6 protein-coding genes are annotated in these 3,742 nt (G+C 51.2%); 1 reads left to right on the top strand and 5 read right to left on the bottom strand.

Annotated features, from left to right (window positions below; translation table 11 throughout):
- The 5 genes from VFG09_14145 to VFG09_14125 form a co-directional block, all read right to left on the bottom strand.
- The coding region (locus VFG09_14145; GenBank protein HET6516297.1) for a PilZ domain-containing protein at positions 1-507 on the bottom strand (507 nt) is incomplete at its 3' end.
- A 209-nt stretch (positions 508-716) separates the two neighbouring features.
- Positions 717-1,106 carry a hypothetical protein gene (locus VFG09_14140; protein ID HET6516296.1) on the bottom strand — a complete coding sequence of 130 codons (390 nt, stop codon included), beginning with the start codon at positions 1,104-1,106 and terminating at the stop codon, positions 717-719.
- A 4-nt stretch (positions 1,107-1,110) separates the two neighbouring features.
- Positions 1,111-1,434, bottom strand: a complete 324-nt coding sequence (locus VFG09_14135) for a ferredoxin-thioredoxin reductase catalytic domain-containing protein (GenBank protein ID HET6516295.1) — start codon at positions 1,432-1,434, stop codon at positions 1,111-1,113.
- Between the two features lie 23 nt (positions 1,435-1,457).
- Positions 1,458-1,715, bottom strand: a complete 258-nt coding sequence (locus VFG09_14130) for a glutaredoxin family protein (GenBank protein ID HET6516294.1) — start codon at positions 1,713-1,715, stop codon at positions 1,458-1,460.
- A gap of 7 nt (positions 1,716-1,722) precedes the next feature.
- Positions 1,723-2,079, bottom strand: coding sequence for a hypothetical protein (locus VFG09_14125; GenBank protein ID HET6516293.1), 357 nt, complete (start codon positions 2,077-2,079; stop codon positions 1,723-1,725).
- Positions 2,080-2,263: 184 nt separating this feature from the next.
- On the opposite strand from VFG09_14125, the gene VFG09_14120 reads away from it, so the two are divergent.
- On the top strand, positions 2,264-3,742 hold a 1,479-nt coding region (locus VFG09_14120; protein ID HET6516292.1), incomplete at its 3' end, for a GAF domain-containing protein.

Below are 3,742 nucleotides of genomic sequence, written 5' to 3'. Positions count from 1 at the left end.
CTGAAGTATTTTTACCGCATTGAGCCCTCCAGCATGCATTTCCATCACCAAAATATCCGGTTTTCTTAGCTGCAAGCTCTCAAGTGTTTCTTGCCCGTTTGCGGCTTCCAGCACAGTAAACCCTCCTTGCATTAGGTTCATCTTGTACAAAGATCGCGACCGTGCGTCATTAACCGCAAGGAGAACAGTTTTACGAACCTTATCGATTAACTCGAACTGTGAAGAACTGAGAAACTCTTTTAGGACGTCGGACATTTGAGGGGGCATATTTATGAACTTGACACCGATGCCAAAACCCGGGTGCACATGCCTTACTATAGCCTTTGTATTAATGAAGTTGTGTCCGATGTCAAAGGTTACATCAATTACATCTTTTTCTTTAAAGTTGATTTCGGAGTTATGGACATATATGCCCTTTTCACTGATGTCAAAAGCCAATCCCCTAATAGAGCCATTTATGATAACGTCCGTGTTTATCAGCATCCTTGGCAGTTTTCTGTTATGCATAAAAGAGTTTACCATTGTTCACAAATAATTGTCCAAATGAAATTGAGACTGATTTCCAATACTACTCGATAATTTCTTAAAGGGAAGCGTAGGCGCACAGTTCAGGAAGGAACTTTCCCCTGACCTCTGTCTATAAAAGGTCTTGCTTTCGGATGGAATTCAATGACGATCGGAGGTGTCTGCCTGGCGGAGTTTTGACTCCCACCCCCTTAGACCCCCAGGGCCTTCTTCAGCCACTCCTTGATCTCTTCCGTGATCGCGTACATGCCGTTTTCCGGTTTGTCCACGGGGTTCTCTATCGCCCTCTCTATGAGCTCTGGCGGGATTTCTTGTATAATCCCTACCGTAGAGGCGATGTCGGTCTGTCCGACTTTCATGAGCATGAGCGCAGGAGGCTCGCATTGCGTCTCAATATAGAACATATATCCGGCGATCTCCTTGAGCTTCTCCAGATCTTCCTTGTTCTGGAGGTATCGGGGCTCCATGACCATCCGGGGGGTCGACTCCCACCTGATCTTTTTGACGATGTCAGGGGTCTCTTTTATGTCCTTGAGGCCCGGTATATCAAAGAGGGGATTGCATGGTGACTCGTCTTCCATCTTCTTATCTCCTTAGGGGTCTTCGTTCCGGCACGATTGCATGGGGAGTCTTCCCCTCATTCCATGAAGGTGAGACGTAAAGTGAGCAATAGCAAGCCCCGTACTCCCGGACGTCATCATCCCGGTACCTGCACGGGCAGATGATGTCCTCATCGCGATCGCTGATGCCCGTCCCGAGGCGGCAGGGACAACTGCGGTATCCGTACCGTTCCTCGTTCTTGAGGAGGCCGCTGATAATATCCAGGACAAAATCCCTGTCGTTGTTTAACTCCATACCCTGAGATTTGGCATATCTCTGGAGGGTCTCATAAAGTTTATCACGTGTCATGACTCTTCATTCCCCGGCGAAAGCTATTCTCGTGATCCATCCAGGAGTTTCGCTTTGAGGGCTTCAAGGTCGTATCCCCTGATAACTTCTTCGATAACGACGGTCGGATACGTTCCCTGCGGGTTATGCTTCATGAGCTCCTTTGTCATAAGCCACTGTTCGCCACTGTCGAGGGTATCGACCTCGATCTGGCTGTATGGTATCCCATGATCGTCAAGGAACGTCTTTACCCGCTTACAGACAGGACAGGTGCTTAAGGTAAAGAGGGTCACCCGTTTCATGAGCGGCTTAGTGCATGAGCGGCTCGGAACCCCCGGACTGTCTCCTCCCAAATTCTGCGGCGCTATTCATGACATCTTCCATCATCTCCGTGTTCGCCTTCAGAAGTCGTTCCATAGAAACCCCAAGTCTCTTTGATACGTCAAGGAGCGAGAGCCCTGTCCCGTAGTGCATCTCGGCAATCTGGATCTTGAGGGCATCGTCGACGATGAGATCTCGCAACTGTTTGTCCTCACGAGGGACAAACTCACAGGCAAGATCGAATTTTACTCCATCCCTGATGCTCGACCGGATCATCTCTATGTTTTTCTTGTACAGCCGATCCTCTTCCTCGCTGAAATTGTTGTAATTGATGCTTTCCGACATGCTCCATTATACCATAGGAAAGGTCATGCCTATCACGCTCCGACGAGGGTGGAGAACAGGAGAACAGCGTTATCCCTGGATCAATAGTTTTATTAAAACAATTAATAGAGCAATCGTGGCTGTTCAGCCAAAAAAATGGAAGGAGAAAGGGTAAAATAATACCGGAGAGTGAAAGGGGTACCGATTGGACCGAGGCAACAGGGACAGGCTCATACCGATCTGCGGATGGTGCAAGAAGATGCGGACAGGCGAAGTCTGGGAGGATATCGAAGCCTATTTTGCGAGAACGGGCCTCGGCGAGTTCACCCATTCCATGTGTCCTGCCTGTGCTGAAAAGATATTCTCGAAGAGGGTATACCTCGAAAGCTATCAGAATGTCTGCAAGGCGATCAGCGCAAGCCTCTCGCTCAAAGAGGTTCTGAACCTCATCGTTTCGAACGTTGTGAAGGTCATGAACGTCAGGGCGAGTTCTCTGAGGCTCCTGAACACCGACACGCACCGGCTCGAGCTCGTTGCGTATCACGGCCTGAGCGAGAGATATGCCAACAAGGGGCCGGTTGAATATGACGGGAGCATCACGGATGCACTGGCGGGAAAGCCTGTCTCCATCTATGACATTACCGCAGATGAGAACGCCAGGTATCGGAGCGAGGCGATCGACGAGGGTATACGGAGCATCCTTTCGATCCCGCTCCGTTCCGGTGACGAGATCATCGGGGTCCTGAGGATGTACACGTCCGAACCCGTCGGATACTCGGGAGAGGACCTGAAGTTCGTTGCAGCAATAGCCGAACAGGCCGCTATCGCAATCGTCAACGCCAGGGTCTTCGAAAAGACGGTCTCGAAAGAGAAGGAATACCTCAGGGTCTTTCAGCAGGTGACCAAGGCGGTCAGCTCATCTCTCCAGCTCAATGAGGTCCTCGACATGATCGTAAGAACGCTGCCTGAAGTCATGAACCTCAAGGCCGTGACGATACGGCTACTCGACGAGGCAGGGAAACGGCTTGAACTCGTTGCCTCCCATGGTCTCAGCGAGCGGTATCTTTCGAGAGGGCCTGTCGACATGGAGGAGACGATTCAGGAGACGTTGCAGGAAAAGCCCGTCGCCATTTACGATGTCACCTCTGACGAACGGATCTATTACCAGAAGGAGGCTGCTGAGGAAGGGATCAAGAGCATGCTTGCCCTTCCAATCATAGCGAGGAGCAGGCTCATTGGGGTCATGAGACTTCTTACAAATACGCCGAGGCACTTCAGCAAGGAAGATATCGACTTCGCTTCAGCCCTGGCAGAAGAGTGCGGCACGGCCATCGAGAACGCGAGGATGTTTGAGCGGCAGTACAAGGAGGCTAAGTACCTCACTGTCCTCCAGGAGATAGCGAAGGCAGTCAGTTCCATGCTCAGTCTTCAGGAGGTGATGGATCTGACCGTGAGGAGCACAGCGAATGCCATGAGTACCGATGCGGCGACCATACGACTCCTCGACCCTGCCCGCAGACGGCTGGAACTTGTCGCTTCCTATGGGCTCAGCGAGACCTATCTGAACAAGGGACCCGTTGACGCCGAAAGGAGTGTTGCCGATGCCCTCGACGGCAGGCCCGTGACCATCTATGACGTCACGACAGACCCGCGGATAGTCTACAAGGAGGAAGCGAAGAAAGAA

The organism is Thermodesulfovibrionales bacterium, assembly GCA_035686305.1.
Classification (GTDB): domain Bacteria; phylum Nitrospirota; class Thermodesulfovibrionia; order Thermodesulfovibrionales; family UBA9159; genus DASRZP01.
Note: the sequence above shows the minus strand (reverse complement) of the source record. Positions and strands in the feature narration are given on the sequence as shown.

Bases quoted from the DNA above. Each gene is read 5' to 3' on its own strand.
- VFG09_14135 (HET6516295.1), bottom strand. From the start codon at position 1,434: ATGACACGTGATAAACTTTATGAGACCCTCCAGAGATATGCCAAATCT.
- VFG09_14130 (HET6516294.1), bottom strand. From the start codon at position 1,715: ATGAAACGGGTGACCCTCTTTACCTTAAGCACCTGTCCTGTCTGTAAG.
- VFG09_14140 (HET6516296.1), bottom strand. From the start codon at position 1,106: ATGGAAGACGAGTCACCATGCAATCCCCTCTTTGATATACCGGGCCTC.
- VFG09_14125 (HET6516293.1), bottom strand. From the start codon at position 2,079: ATGTCGGAAAGCATCAATTACAACAATTTCAGCGAGGAAGAGGATCGG.